Source organism: Clostridium sardiniense (assembly GCF_019753795.1).
GTDB classification, from domain to species: domain Bacteria; phylum Bacillota; class Clostridia; order Clostridiales; family Clostridiaceae; genus Clostridium; species Clostridium sardiniense.
Map to the genome: position 1 here is coordinate 141,585 of NZ_JAIKTU010000010.1, position 15,748 is coordinate 157,332.

Here is a 15,748-nt window from a genome sequence, read left to right on the forward strand (position 1 = left end):
TACGATAAATTTCCTAAAAAATAATGAGATAAGCCTTAAAGCCCATCTCATTAATATTAATTTTATACATACTCAAAATCTTCTTGTGCATCAAACCATTTACCTCTTCCTAAATGAAGAATAAATGCTATTGCTGCAAAAACTAAATATCCAATTACAAAAGGTGAAGTTATATAAAAACCTAATGCTGCACTATGTATAAATCCAAATAATGCAAGTGCTGCCGCTGCTAATGCAGTTATTGCTACTTTATCTAATCTTCTATCAATAATAAATACTGTTATTGTTCCTAAGATAATTCCAATTATTATAGCACCTGATTTTACCTCAGCAACACCTCGCCACATTACACCATGATCAATTAAATATTGTGCGGTTTCTGCTTGATATCCAACAACTCCTGAAGGTAATGTTTCAGTCCAAACATCCGCCATTCCCACTGCCCCTGTAACTTGATTAAACAGATAGTCTGCTACTGGTGGCACCATAGCTACTGCAATTGCTGCATAATGCTTAACCTTACAGTCTTTAAACGCTTGTGATACCATAACAACAGAGCACCAAAGGTATGTTATTGCTGCAATTGCTGGTGGTACTAACTTACTAAAGAATGTGAATAGACCAAATAAACCTGCAATTCCTAAAAGTACTCCTCCAAGCCAAGAAAACCCTATTCTTGCACCAGATTTTTTAAGACCAGCATGTCCAAGCCAAACTGTATTTGGCACAACTCCTCCAAAACTTGCAGAAATCATTGTACAAATCCCATCCACAAATTGAGCTTCCCTTATACTATAGTTATCCCCAGCTGCATTAGCTGCTTCAACATTATCCATAGTTTCTATAAAATTATAAATTTCAATTGGAATTATTATTGTTAAATACGGTAATACTACTGCAAATCCATTTATAAGAGCTTGAATTGATGTAGCTGGATTTGGTATATAGAACCCTATGCCTGAAAAATCTATTTCAGTACGTCCAAGTACTAGTGCATAAACTATACCACCTATAATTGCAATAACAAGTGGTGGAAACTTCTTCTTAAATAGATATCCACCAAATACCCCAACCATTGCTACAAGTAAAATAGGAAGTCCTACAATAGGATCACTAAATACATCAAATACACCTTGCGTAGCCATCCATATAAATCCGATACCTGCAACTGTTCCAAGTAAAGCTGCACGTGGTATTCTCTTTTTCATCCACGGTCCAATAAATCCACCAATAAATTCAACAAGTCCTCCAATGAAACATGCTGCAACGGCTGCTGACCATGTAAGTTCTGCATCACCTAATGCATAATGAAGTGGCATTATAACACCATATAATATTACAAACATTGCTGGTGTAGATACACCTGAAGGTAATGCTGTTACATCAGTTCTTCCTTCTTTCTTAGCTAACTTATATCCCATATAAGCATAGTAACAACCACTTATTAAAAGACCTATGGACATCCCTGGAATAACACGTCCATAAACTATTTCATCTGGCCAACCAAGTACTCCTGATAATGTTGCTATTACAATAAGATAATTAACTATATTATTAGTTAATGTATATGTTAATCCACCTATATCACCTGTAGTAAATAAAGGTATAATCCTTTTTGTTTTGTTCATCTTTATTTCTCCCCCACTTTTTCTTTAGCTTTTTTCTTAAGCTTCTATTGATATAAACTTAAATTGTGTTACATCAAACAATCCCATATCTGTAAGCTTAATTTCTGGAATCACTGCTAAAGACATAAAACAAAGTGTCATAACTGGTTCTACAGTATCATTTACATTAAGAATTTCATGAGCTATTTTATGTATACTTATAAGTTTTTTATCAACCCATTCTCCACTCTTATCACTCATAAGTCCACCTATTGGCATTGGCATACTTTCCACTACTTCCTTATCTTTTACAAGTATAATTCCTCCACCTTGACTAATAAGCTCCTCAACTGCAAAAGTCATATCTTCATCATTCACTCCTACTACTATAATATTATGTGAATCATGAGCTACTGAAAGTGCTATAGCTCCTTCTTTTATTCCATACCCCTTTAATAAAGCAACTGCTACATTTCCTGTGTTTTGATGACGTTCAACTACAGCTACCTTAACAACATCTTCATTAGGATTATAAACAAATTCATTATTCTCATCACGGTTAATAGTTACTACTTCCTTGCTTGTAACTACTCCGCCAGGTAAAATATTTATAACATGAGCCTTATCTGAATTAATTGGTAATCTTAACTTTTCTATAGAGAAGTCTTTTACATGGAAGCTTCCCTTTGTATCCGAAATATCATGAAGTGATATTGGTAACTTATATTCTCCATTACCTGCCACTTCCTTACCTTCTATTAATATAATATCTACATTAAAATCTTTAAGGTTATCAAAAAGAACAATATCAGCTCTTAAACCAGGTGTAATTGCTCCTCTATCCTCTAACCCATAACATTCTGATGCATTTAAAGTAGCCATTTGAATTGCTATAATTGGATCAATACCTTCTTCAATGCACATTTTTAAGCTATTATCTAAATGACCAACACTCAAAATAGTTTTTGGTTGCATGTCATCTGCACAAAGTATACAACGCTTGCTATTAAAAGGAGTGACCCCTTTAGCTAAAGTTCTAAGATTATGACAAGCTGAACCTTGACGAAGCATTACATAAAGTCCACGAGAAATTCTATCATGCATATCCTCAATGCTCGCACATTCATGGTCTGTTCTAATCTGAGCTGAAGCATAAGCATTAAGGGCATTTCCTACTAATCCTGGACTGTGTCCATCAATAACTTTACCTTCATTTTTAGCTACAAGAAGCTTATTTAATACTTCATCATCAGCTAAGACAACACCTGGAAAATTCATAAATTCCCCTAAGCCAAGAATCTTATCATCCTTTATAGGCTCAGTCATATCTTTTGCATTTATTACAGCTCCAGAATGTTCAAAAGGAGTAGCTGGAACACAAGAAGGTAACATCATTTGAATATCAAGGGCTGTCCCTTCTGCTGCTTTTAACATATAATTGATTCCCTTAAATCCACATACATTAGCTATTTCATGTGGATCTGCAATAATAGTTGTTGTCCCATGAGGAACTATAAGTCTTCCAAGTTCTTCTGGACTAACATAAGATGACTCAATATGAATATGACTATCAATAAATCCAGGTGCTGCATACTTACCTTTTCCATCAATTACTTCTCTACCTTCGTAATTACCTACACCTGCAATTAAGTTATCACATATTGCAATATCACCTTCAATAATGCTTCCGTTGTACACATCAACAATCTTGCAATTTTTTATAACTGTATCAGCAGGTATTCTGCCTGCTGATACTTCAATTAACTTTTTAAGTTCTTTCTTTTCCATATCTTACGCACCCCTCTACTACTTATTTTCAATAAGCTCAATAATTGGATCAAATGTATCTAAAGCAATACAATCAACTGGTCCAACATCTGTAATTGCGTAATCTGGAATAGCTGTAATTGGTAAGAAGAACATATACATTAATGGCTCTGGTAAATCACAACCTAATTCGTTAGCTGCCTTATTAACACGTTTTTCCCATTCAGCAATTACCTCTGGTTCTAAGTCACTTGCAATTCCTCCAACTGGCAGTGGTAAAAATTCAAGAACTTTACCATCAGCAACGACTACTTGTCCTCCACCATTTTCAATTAAATGATTTACTGCAACAGACATATCCTCTGCATTTGCTCCCATAACAATTAAATTATTATCATCTGGAGCTGCTGACGAAGCCATTGCTCCCTTCTTAAGCTTCCATCCTGAACAGAATGCTAAAGATTTATTCCCATTACGTCCAAAACGCTCAAGAACTGATACCATTAATGCATCTTGTTCTATATCTGGCTGAACAATTCCATCTTTAACTTCAAGAACTACATCTCTTCTCTTACGAACAAATGGCCCTTTAACATCCATAGATAAAACTTTTGCTTGTCCATTCTCTATACCTACTTTATATTCAAAATCTTCTTTTGTAGTTTTAGCACATTTTAATTCACCAGTTAAAATATCACTTCTCTTTGGAGCTTTAAGTTCGTAAGATAACTTACCATTTTCAGCAACTAACTTACCATTTGTTATAACTGTTTCTACATTAAATGTTTCTATACTATCTACAAAAAGAATATCAGCGATTCTTCCTGGTGCAATTGATCCTATTAAGTGATCAATTCTGTACGCTTCAGCACTATTAATAGTAGCCATTTGAATAGCAGTCATTGGCTCTACTCCTTCTTTTATAGCTAAACGTACAACATTATCTAAATGACCTTTCTCTAAAACATCAGATGCAGTTACGTCATCAGTACAGAAACTCACACGTCTTGCAAGATATGGATTTACTTCCGTTACTGCTCTTATATTTTCCTTAAGGAAATGAGTTACTGAAGATTCTCTGATTAACATATGCATTCCGTTACGCATCTTTTCTACCACTTCTTCATGATCATAACTTTCGTGGTCTAATCTTATTCCAGCACAAAGGTAACCATTTAACTCCTTACCTCTTGCCATAGGTGCGCATCCAAAAACAGGAAGTCTATTTTTAGCTGCAACTTCGATTGCTCCTAATGTATTTTCATCTTCTTCAGTTACATATTCACGAACTGTTTCCCATACGCCAAAGCACTCTGGCCATTTCTGAACTGTTTCATGAACTTCTTTAGTAAAATTAAAAGCAACTGTTGATTGTGGGAATGTATAAGGTGTCTTGTAAGGTGCACCCCAGAATACCTTTAGTGGGCTGGCTTTAATTTCATTGAATACTTCTTGTAATCCTTCTAAACCTGAAACTGAAATATACTCATCAAGTCCTGAAATCATACTTGTTGTTCCTCTTGGAACTACTGCCTTAGCATAACTTGTAATACTAAGCTTACTGCATTCGCTGTGAATATGGCCATCAATAAGACCTGGTACTAGATATTTTCCATTTGCATCGATAGTTTTAGTATCTTCTCCAACATAATCTGTTACATCACCAACTGCTACAATAGTATCTTCATAAATTGCAACATCAGCTTTGTAAACTTCACTAGTCATAACATTAACTAAATTACCGTTAACTATAACTGTATGTGCTGGTATAATACCTCTTCCTGCTTTGATAAGCTGTTTTAGATTAGTCATTGTTTGTTTCATTTTTTAATTCCTCCAATAAATAAAGTTTTAGATACCCCGACTATTTCTAGTGAACCAGGTTTCCCGTCCTGCAGATTGTATCTAGACGAATTTAATGGATAAAATAAATAAATTATTTAATTTTTAAATACATACTATACAATTAAATGATTCGTATTTTGTTTGTAAAACATTATTTTAGTAAAATAATATATAATTCTTACACAGTTTTTTTATAACTTTAATTATTATATTTAATTTTTACGATAATTAAAGTTAATTTTTGTTTAATTGTTCGTATTTATCTTGTGTGTATTCTATCATAATTTTTTATGTAAAACAATATTATTTTTTGTTTATAATAAAAATAGCTCTGTACCTAATTGTACAAAGCTATAACTATATATTATTACTCTTCTTATTCTATCTATAAATAAAATTTATCTCCTAACGATATGATTCCTCATATAATTAGAAAAATGCTATTTAATACTGAATTTCTTTTATTTTACTTAATTATTATATAATACATCAATAACATTAGTTAAAGTTTCATCCTTTCTTGAATGAAATTTTTTATGCTTTTGTTCAATTCCATTTTGTTGAGCTATATAACAAAATACTATGCCTATAGTGTTTACATTAAAACGCAATCTTGGGTGAAATGAATAAACATGTTTCCTATTACATTCTTCTTTTAAATCTTTATTATATAATGATATAAAATCACTATATAATAAATCTAATTCATCAATATTAACTTTAATATCTCTTATTTTTGATTTTTTAATTATTTCTTTAACTTCCTCTATAGTAATTTCTATATCTAAATAATATTCTTTTTTTCCTCTAACTACAGCTTCTAATAATGATATTAAGCATAATAATTTTATAAAATTCATAAGTTTTTTTTCTAACTTCATACTTAAGAACAGTTTAAAGCTATTGAAATCTTTTTTCTCAATTGTCTTTAGTATCATTAATGTAATCGGCTCTGCATATAAATAATTTGGGTATTTTGCTACATTCTTATTGAAACTTTCTTTTTGTTTAAAATTAGTTATAGTATATCTATCCATTTTTCTATCCATTCCTAGCATTCTAACACTATCAAATAACTCAACAATAACTTCTCTTTTTTCCTCATTATTTAAATTTTTATTCTCCATAATTGTGCAGTAATAACTTTCAAGGATATCATTTGCAGCGAAATAATAAATTAAATTATCCCCCTCTTTTGCTAACCTACAATAACTTAAATCTATAACACTATATAAATATAACTGTCTCCAATAATTTTCCATTAAATAAAATATTTTGTGCTGAAAACCCTTTATTTCTATTTTCGTTTTAATGTAACTAATCGCATCAATATATTCTTTTATCATTCCATTTGTGATACTATCCTCCACAAGAACTACTTCATAATAATTTAAAATATCATAAAGTTTTTTATAACATTTCATAGATTCATCATATTTTTTTATTTGAAATAGTTTTTCAGTGAACGTTGCTATGTGTGCAATAAAATCACTATAGCTAATATGTTCTGTATAATATTCTTGAATTAGTTCTTTATTATTAAATAAACTAACTTCTAGTAGTTGAAAATATACATCTATATTTTCACTATATCTAAAATCTCCAGCTTGTATATACTGCAATGTTATATTTTTAAACTTTTCAAGTTTTATAGACATATTTGCTTCAATCGGCCTTGCTTTGCGAATATGTTTTTCATTTTCTTCTAAATATACTATCTGCCATTTTGATTTTATCTTCTCAGGATTCGTATATATTATTGTAAATTTAAATGTTATATAAACTATTATTAATACTGTAAGTAAAAAGCACCCAATTATAGCTAGTTCATTTCCTCCTTTTATCAAAATTGCAAGATTAATAAACATCAAAAAAATCAATACATTGAAAATAACTTTTATAGATAATATACCTTTTTTATGAAAAATAACTTCTATTGCTTTCTCTCCATAAATATACTTATTATCTAGATTCGACATCAAAGAAACTACAGTAACAACTAGTAATGTCATACTTATTTGTGAGATAACTAAATCAGAAATGTTAAATGTTTCTCCAATATAATTTATATTCAAAACGCCTGTTTCTAAAAATTTTTCTCCCCCAATATACCAAATAAATAATCCTACAGCCATTATATATAGAAATACTATAATACATGTACTTAATATGATTCTTGCCTTATTTAGAGTCTTAAAATATTTTAAATTTAAATATCTCTTGTTCCACTGTATCCTTTTTTTTATTCTCCACTTAAAATTTATATACTTTTGTTTTAACTTATTATTAGTAAAATTCTTTCCTTCTTTCTCATTCATAATACAATTCCTCACTTAATATCAACTTGCCTCAATTATTATTCATTTCTTTTTACTCACGTTATTCTCTATTTCTAATCTACATTCTATTATATTTATATTAAAATATAATAAATTAAACTATGCTATTTAATTTATCTCTATATCAACTGTTACCTAATATAAGAAATTTTAATAAAAATCTCAGTTAATTATGATCCATTACTCCATATGATAAGTAAATTTTATATTTCATCACTGATTTACTTCTATTACTTTAATATAGGTAAATGTATTTTAACAAACTCTATATTATTAAATTCCTTCTCTTTTATATATTTCAATAAATTAACTAAATAATTTCTATGATGTCCTATACTCTTTGAGAAAACTTGAATAAATTTAATTACATCATCTTTAGATTCCTCTTTATTATTTAGATACCTACCAACTAAATAGAATCTAATAAATGAATATCTCATCAAAAGCATAATATAACCATCAAATACTGATTGTGTCTCAGAGAATGGGAACATGTAATTATACATAAAATTCACAAGATAATTTTCAAATATATAGCTATTCTTATTTATAAACTCTTCTGAGTAATCTTCAAATCCTTTTATGTAAACCTCTGAATATTTGCTTATATTATCTTCTTCAAAATTGAATCCAGACATAACTTCCTTAGTACATTCTTTAAAATAAATGCTGTCCACTTCATTAAGTATATTTAAATACTTCATTGTCTTTTTGAAAAAGTCAACTTGAAGTAAATAACTAAATTCTTCTTTATCATAAGGATCATTTACTGAATCTATATCATACTCTTTAATAAATTTAGGCACATCCTTATAGTTATATTTAAGCTCTTCTTCTAATTCATTTATAAATTCACCTAATATGTAAAGTCTTTTATTTAAATCAAACTTTCTATTCTTTATTATTTTGATACTTAAATCTCTAATCTCTTTAAGATATTTCATAGGAGAATCTTTAAATTCTTTAGATTTAGTATCTATTTCACTTGATATTATATGTTTTCCTAAAGTTTCTTCACTCTCTTCAAATTCAATACCTTCTTCTTTTGATAAAAGTATTCTTGCAGCTTCTGGACAAGATACATCAAGAGACATTTCATAATATCCATCTATTTTATTTAATATTCTAGGGAAAGATGTACAAACATTTGAAAGATATTCTTCTCCAAGGTTAGAATATATAATGCAATAATTATCTTCATCTAAAAAAGGACATCTTTTATCTCCTTTTAATTTAACTTTTCCATAGTCTACATCAGGACTTTGGCAATATTCATTGTTATGAACATTTTTCTGGAACATCTTCTTCATTTCTTTATCTTGAACTTTATAATATTGTCTGAAGGTAGTTTTATCAATATCTATATCCCAGCCAATACAACAGCTATCCTCACACTTTCCACCTATACATTCAAATTCTTTAAGATATTTGGGATATCTTTTTTTTATACTTTTTTCCATGGTATACTTCCTTTGCAAATAAATTAATTCCTGTATTTCTTTATATTTATTTTACTATAGTATTTTATATTTGTCAGACATGCTCTAATTACCCTCTAAAGCTTTCAAGTTAATTTTGGATACTTTTTTACTAAGATTATCTATTTTCTAGTTATATTAATTATGCACAAAAATAAAATAAGCCAATGATACTCTAACATCATTGACTTATCTAATAAATTTTATATATTTAAAATTTGCTACCTTTTACGAATCTCTAGGTACCTCTTTTACATACTTCCATGTCTTTCCTTCATCCTTTGATTCATACAAAGCGTTACTTACTTTATTATAGTCTCCGTCAGAACCTTGTCCTACTAAAATTTTAAGGATTCCATCTTCCTTATAAGGCATTCCTGGAAAATCAAAAGGATTGTACGTTTTTTCCTTATCTAATTTTATTTTAACTTCTGGAAGTTCTACCTTTTTGTAAGATAAACCACCATCATCTGTACGATACAAATCAGCATTGCTTCCACCACTATGAGATAAAGCTAAGAATCCAAGCTTATCATTTAAAAATGTTATTCCAGCAGCTCCTCCACTCCATCCTGAGAATGGATCTCCATTTATAACCTTCCATGTAGCTCCAGCATCACGAGTTCCATATAATGCATAAAATCTACTGCCTAGCGCTGCACCAGCTTCTACTAAACGATAACCAACTTTATCTGATAAATAAAATTCCTGTGTATCTTTATTTATTGGTATAGAAAAATTTTTATCATCATCTGACTGTAAAGATTTTGCTTCTTTAACTTCATTTAAATTCTCTACTAAATTATATCTAACAGGAGTATATCTAGTCTCTTTACCTGGTACAAATACAGAAACAGTATTTTCTATTATCTCTGATGAAACAACATCAGGTGATTTTTGGTTTCCTTCTGGATCAATATAAACAATTCCATCTGTGTTATAACCCCAGCTTCTTTTACCAAGATAAAGGATACCGTATTGCTTTTCATTCCACTTACTTACTGTTTGCTTAAGTGGAATAATTTTCATTGTATCAATTAATGGTTTTAAAAGCTTGTCTTCATTATAATCTGCATATACCTTTCTATTTAGATATACGGTAATCTTATTTGAACTACTTTTATCATAAGAAATTAAATAACTTTTTAATTCACCTTTATCATTTTTTCCATAAATAAAAGTATCAATGTATGTTATTATTCCATCTGAATCAAAGTAAAGTCTAAACTCATCAGAAACATATAATTTTTCAGGCATATGAAATTTTTCATTTATATCAGTAAAAATCCCCTCTATACCATCTTTATATATATCATTATGATTAAACTCTACAGTCTTTTTATCCTTTAAATCTTGTATAATCCATGAAAGCTTACCATTATATTTTATTCCGCTACGATATATTTTTGCTCCATAAAATAATGTTATAAAAATTATAAGTATTATAGCTAAATACGTCCATATAACTCTATAAACTGGCTTAATTCTTACACTCTCATTTAAAGCTTCCTTTAGCATCACTATTTCTTCAGGTGTTTTATTTAGCATATTCAAAACAAGTATATCTTTATTTTTAAGCTTTATAAATCCATATTTTTTATTTATGCTAAACGACTTAACATCTTGAAAATTCACTTGTATGAATCCACTTTGCAGCTCTTCTTGCAAAACATTTATTCCATTGTAATTTAATTCGTATCTATCTATAATTTGCTTTGGTACACTTACTGGATTTCTTTTAGCTCTAATTATGAACAATATAAGCCAAGCCAAGAAGAATATCATACATACACTTAATATAGCAATATTATTATTAAATCTTCCAAACCTAGCTAATGTATTTAATTCATAAAATGAAATACCATATACAAATATAAATATCGGACAAGTTAACATTGATAGAAATAACCTTTTTGTTATAACTCTCTTGTATTTTTTCATTTATACATCATTTCCCCTTTTTATTAATCTATATTTTAATACTTATATCTTTTCCGTAAAACCATTCATATTCTAAACTTAAAATTATAAATTTTATTTATAATTGCGTTTTCTTAATTAGTAATACTTTTTATATATAAGTTTAAGTAATTTATTAAATATCACAATATTCTTTATAGTTAACTATTTATAAAAAGTAGAAATATATTTCCTGAAAATACAATAACAGAAGCAATAGTAGCTTTAGCGCTTATATCTTTTCTAATCATAATAGAATATATATTTATTATTAAAAGTACAGCTGGAATCAATAAAACAAATGCAAATTTAGGCATAGTATTTAATACTTGTCCTGTGCTAGAAACCTGAACTGCTATTTCATTCGGCAAATTTTTTGCCATTATTCCATTTAAAACTAATGCAAACCTTTATCTTCTTTTTATTTTCTTCTATTTTCATATAATTCCCCCCATTACCCATTAACCCTTTTTAATTTCATCTTAATTATATTCCCATATAACTTACTTCAGTAATATCTATTTTATGCATTTCATAAGCTATATCCTTTAAACATAGTAAATACTAAATTTAAAAGCCCCTCACTTTGTGTACAAATATGAGATGCTCTTATTATTTTACCATAATATAACAGAATACCATATACATTTTAATTTATTTTATATTAAATCACTAAATGTATTTCGCTGTTAGTGATTCTTTACATTTACATAATTCCATTGGTGTTCCTTCAAAGATTATTTCTCCACCATTTGTACCACCATCTGGTCCAAGGTCAATAATCCAATCTGCACTTTTAATAACATCTATATTATGTTCAATTATAATTACAGTGTTTCCGTTATCTACAATGTTTTGAACTATATTTATAAAATTCTCAATGTCTGCCATGTGAAGTCCCGTAGTTGGTTCGTCCATAATATATACAGAGCTTTCCTTATGTAGCTCACTTGCAAGCTTTAATCTTTGACATTCTCCACCTGACAATGTATCAAGAGTTTGGCCGAGTGTTAAATATCCAATTCCCATTTCTTCTATTGACTGTAACTTAGTTTTAATTGGCTTTAACTTAAAGAATTCTATTGCTTCAGAAACTGTCATATCTAAGACATCCATTATATTTTCATCTTGGAATTTATATTCTAAAGACTCTTTCTTAAATCTTTTACCTTCACAAACATCACAAGGAGTTTTAATATTCTCCATAAAGGCAAGATTTGTTTCTATAACTCCAGTTCCTTTACAGTTCTCACAAGCACCTTCTGAATTATAACTAAATAATGATGCATTAACCTCATTAACCTTTGCAAAAGCTTTTCTAATGTTATCCATAATTCCACTGTAAGTTGCTAAATTAGATCTTGAATTTGCTCCTATTGGACTTTGATCTATTAGTACTGCTTGTTTATTTTGTTTTAAGAATTCATGCTTTATAAGTGTACTCTTACCTGAACCTGCGACCCCTGTAACTACTGTTAATACACCTTTTGGAATTGTAACTGAGATATTCTTTAAGTTATTTTTATTACAATTAACAACCTCTAAATACCCATTATGACTTCTTACATCTTCATTTATTGAAGTGCTATTATTTAATGCATTCCCTGTAAGTGTTCCTGATGTTAATAAATTTTCATAGCTTCCTTCATATACAATAGTTCCACCCTTTTTCCCTGCACGTGGACCAACATCAACTATATGATCTGCTATCTTAATTACATCTGGATCATGTTCAACAACTATTACTGTATTACCTTTATCACGTAATTTTTTTAGAAGGTTATTTAATTTATGGACATCTCTTGGGTGAAGTCCTATGCTTGGCTCATCAAATATATACATTAAATCTATAAGATTACTATTTAAATGCTTTACCATCTTAATACGTTGTGATTCTCCACCAGAAAGTGATGATGTTTCTCTATCTAAAGTTAAATATCCAAGACCTATATCTATGATATTATTGAGTTTTTCTATTATACCTTTTACTAATGGCTTAGCTTCTGGTTCATCAATTTCGGAAATAACATTTACAAGTTTATCAATCTGCATACTTGTAAGATCTGCAATATTATAACCATTAATTAAACATTTATATACTTGCTCATTAAGTCTTCTTCCATTACATAGAGGACATTCCCCTTCTTTTAGAAGTTTATTTAACTTTTTCTTTGCAGCTTCTGACATTTCCCCTTCTTTTTTTAGATATAATCTATTAAATTTAACCATTAATCCTTCATAAGTTAAATTCATTGTACCAACATCAGATATCTTTATTTTTTCAGCTTCTCCATGTAAAAACTTCTCTAATTCTTCCTCTGAATAATCACATATTTTTTTATCATTATCAAAAAAGCCTGATTCTGTGAAGAGTTTCCAATGCCAAGATCCAACTCCAAACCCTGAAAGTAAAATTGCTCCTTCATTTAAGGACTTACTTTTATCAAGAATCATGTCCATATCTACCGTTAACTTCTTACCAATACCCTCACATTCTGGGCACATGCCATTTACATCATTAAATGAAAACATATTAGCTTTACCTATATTAATACTTCCAAATCTTGAATATAAAGCTCTAAGAAATGAATTAATATCAGTAATTGTTCCTAAAGTTGATCTGGAATTTCCTCCAATTCTCTTTTGGTCAATAATTATTGGTGTTGATAAATTTTCAATGTAATCAGCCTTTACATCACCATACTTTGGTAGAAAGTTTCTTATAAAAGCACTAAAGGTCTCATTTAATTGGCGCTGCGCTTCTTTTGCTACTGTCTCAAATACAATAGATGATTTACCTGAGCCAGATACCCCTGTAAATATTGTTATTTTTCTTTTTGGTATCTTTAATGAAATATCCTTTAAATTGTTTTCTCTACACCCTTTTAAGGTTATATATTCTTGATTCATGTTCTGCCCTCCATTTATCCTATAAATCTATACTTAATTATTACTTCTTCTTTTGTGTGTAATTATAACCACATAGAAAATCTATAACCTTTATGCTTTAGATTTAATGCTAATTTTAGCTATAAGGATCTAAAATTTTAGGCTTTTATCTATTTAGGTATTGAAAATTATATCAGAAATAATTATATATTAATATATAATTCACATATTACTCCTATAAAAAACTACAAATAAAAAATAGCTATTAAAACTTATTGTGCTTTTCTAGCTATTTCTAAGTACTTATAAAATTTATATTTTAAAGTTTCTATAATCAATCTACTTATTTACTATGGTTTTCTATTATACTTTTAATACATATTTTAAAACTCTATTTCTTATATCTTTTTATAATAGTTTCTATTATTGTGCCTATCCCTAAGCCTATGAGCCCACCAAAAATCCCCCAATTTTCATTTCCTGTAATAAATCCAATTGCCATCCCTATTATAAATCCACCTATAATTAAATTAGATGAAAAGTCATGTTCATCTTCATAGTCTTCATAATCCTCAATTGAAGCTTCAATGACTTTAGTATCATCTTTAATTTCTTTAACTTCACCTAAAGTTTCATTTATTATCAAATCATCTAAAGTTACTTTAAATATACTTCTTAATTGTACAAGATTTTCTATATCAGGATATGCTTTACCAGATTCCCATTTTGAAATAGCCTGTCTAGATATATTTAAAATATCAGCAAGTTGCTCTTGTGATAACCCATTCTCTTTTCTTAGCATTCTCAAATTCTCCCCTAAGTTCAATACAATCACCTCACTTTAAATTATATTGACATTTCCACTTATATACAATAATTTTATAGTTGCTTTCTGTTAACCAGTGGTTGCAACCTAGGTAATTCCAATATTCTTTACAATTAAATTCATATTAATATTTAAACATCAAAATTATTTTTTCTCCTAAAAACCTTATATAAGTAATAAAATATATTCTGATATCAATCTTTCCTCAAAATAAAAAATAAAGCTAAACATTATCTAGGAAATTTATTATTAGACAAATTTTATATTTATTTACACTTTGATTATGCTATAATTTGCATATCGTATTGGAGGTGTTTTTTATGAAGGTTTGTAATACATTCAGCTCTAAATCAGGATGCTCCTTGCAAAGACTACAACAAAGTCAGCTATGCCTTGTTTGGAGCCTAAGCTGTTAAGTTAGCTGAAATACGTACATGTTTTAGGTTCTTTAACACATAGCTTTTTAGTATTCTTTGCTTTAATACTATCGTAAAAGTGAAGGAGTAAGGAAATGAAGTATTTAAAAGCGCAAGATGTGTTACCAGAAGAAATTCTTAAAATAATACAAGAATATGTAGACGGAGATTACCTTTATGTCCCAAGGAAAAATGGAAACCATAAATCTTGGGGAGAAAAGAGCGGTATAAAAAGTGTACTTAAGATAAGAAATAATGAAATTTACAAAAAATATCTTAATGGTACTACTATTAAGGAACTAGCTCAAGAATACTATTTGTCTGAAAAGAGTATCAGGAGAATAATAAGTCAAGAAAAACGTCTATGCTCATAATCGTTACAGAACTATTTATTAGATTGAATATTTATTTAAAATCGTGTTATTCTTTCATTGTATCAATTCAACGAAAGTTATAATTTCTAATTTAATACAATATTCATATGTAAATTGATTATGAATATTTAATATATTTTAAATTTAGATGGTTATTGTTACTTTCAGTTGAAGTAATAATAATCATCTTTTTTATTATTGATCTGTTAGTGAAATGAAACTGTAAGTAATATATTATTGTCTTACAT

General features: G+C 28.8%; 10 protein-coding genes. 1 reads left to right on the forward strand and 9 read right to left on the reverse strand.

All coding sequences use genetic code 11. The annotated features are described in order from the left end of the window. Window positions 1-62 precede the first annotated feature (62 nt). From K5V21_RS13280 to K5V21_RS13320, 9 genes are all read right to left on the reverse strand, one after another. Window positions 63-1,628 carry a xanthine/uracil/vitamin C permease gene (locus K5V21_RS13280; protein WP_221861667.1) on the reverse strand — a complete coding sequence of 522 codons (1,566 nt, stop codon included), beginning with the start codon at window positions 1,626-1,628 and terminating at the stop codon, window positions 63-65. Between the two features lie 36 nt (window positions 1,629-1,664). Continuing rightward, window positions 1,665-3,395: an adenine deaminase gene (gene ade, locus K5V21_RS13285; RefSeq protein ID WP_221861668.1), complete on the reverse strand. Its 1,731-nt coding sequence runs from the start codon at window positions 3,393-3,395 to the stop codon at window positions 1,665-1,667. A gap of 18 nt (window positions 3,396-3,413) precedes the next feature. Beyond that, window positions 3,414-5,198 (reverse strand): adenine deaminase, encoded by a 1,785-nt coding sequence (locus tag K5V21_RS13290; protein WP_221861669.1) that lies wholly within the window; start codon window positions 5,196-5,198, stop codon window positions 3,414-3,416. Between the two features lie 491 nt (window positions 5,199-5,689). Next, window positions 5,690-7,537, reverse strand: a complete 1,848-nt coding sequence (locus K5V21_RS13295; protein WP_221861670.1) for a hypothetical protein — start codon at window positions 7,535-7,537, stop codon at window positions 5,690-5,692. A gap of 251 nt (window positions 7,538-7,788) precedes the next feature. Continuing rightward, window positions 7,789-9,018, reverse strand: a complete 1,230-nt coding sequence (fliB, locus tag K5V21_RS13300) for a flagellin lysine-N-methylase (protein WP_221861671.1) — start codon at window positions 9,016-9,018, stop codon at window positions 7,789-7,791. Between the two features lie 246 nt (window positions 9,019-9,264). Then, window positions 9,265-10,977 carry a hypothetical protein gene (locus K5V21_RS13305; RefSeq protein ID WP_221861672.1) on the reverse strand — a complete coding sequence of 571 codons (1,713 nt, stop codon included), beginning with the start codon at window positions 10,975-10,977 and terminating at the stop codon, window positions 9,265-9,267. Window positions 10,978-11,156: 179 nt separating this feature from the next. Next, window positions 11,157-11,378 carry a hypothetical protein gene (locus tag K5V21_RS13310; protein WP_221861673.1) on the reverse strand — a complete coding sequence of 74 codons (222 nt, stop codon included), beginning with the start codon at window positions 11,376-11,378 and terminating at the stop codon, window positions 11,157-11,159. 289 nt (window positions 11,379-11,667) lie between these two features. Next, the gene (locus tag K5V21_RS13315; RefSeq protein WP_221861674.1) at window positions 11,668-13,905 is read right to left on the reverse strand and encodes an ATP-binding cassette domain-containing protein; all 2,238 of its coding nucleotides are present in this window, start codon (window positions 13,903-13,905) and stop codon (window positions 11,668-11,670) included. Between the two features lie 370 nt (window positions 13,906-14,275). Next, complete coding sequence (locus K5V21_RS13320) at window positions 14,276-14,686, reverse strand: helix-turn-helix domain-containing protein (protein ID WP_221861675.1); 411 nt, start codon at window positions 14,684-14,686, stop codon at window positions 14,276-14,278. A gap of 535 nt (window positions 14,687-15,221) precedes the next feature. On the opposite strand from K5V21_RS13320, the gene K5V21_RS13325 reads away from it, so the two are divergent. Further along, on the forward strand, window positions 15,222-15,500 hold the full coding sequence (locus K5V21_RS13325; RefSeq protein ID WP_221861676.1) for a CD3324 family protein: 279 nt from the start codon (window positions 15,222-15,224) through the stop codon (window positions 15,498-15,500). Window positions 15,501-15,748: the final 248 nt, after the last annotated feature.